Origin of the sequence: Ligilactobacillus sp. UO.C109, from assembly GCF_026847815.1 — a bacterium.
Taxonomy (GTDB): domain Bacteria; phylum Bacillota; class Bacilli; order Lactobacillales; family Lactobacillaceae; genus Ligilactobacillus; species Ligilactobacillus salivarius.
In genome coordinates this window covers 1-213 of sequence record NZ_JAPSFH010000035.1, presented here as the reverse complement: position 1 = coordinate 213, position 213 = coordinate 1, and the positions used below count along the sequence as shown (strand labels likewise).

1 protein-coding gene is annotated in these 213 nt (G+C 41.3%); it reads left to right on the top strand.

Translation table 11 applies throughout. From position 1 onward, the window contains the following. Nucleotides 1-213: hypothetical protein (locus OZJ21_RS09210; RefSeq protein ID WP_442916315.1), on the top strand; the 213-nt coding region annotated here is incomplete at both ends.

Genomic DNA, 213 nt, shown 5'->3' with positions numbered 1-213 from the left:
AAGGAGGAGCTTGTACTCAAGGATTCACTCAACGAACTTGATGTACTTAAGCTTTCACTTAGTGAGGAACTTGTACTCAAGGATTCGCTCAAGCTGCTTGATGTACTTAAGCTTTCGCTTAAGGATGAGCTTGTACTCAAGGATTCACTCAACGAACTTGATGTGCTTAAGCTTTCACTTAAGGATGAACTTGTACTCAAGGATTCGCTCAAG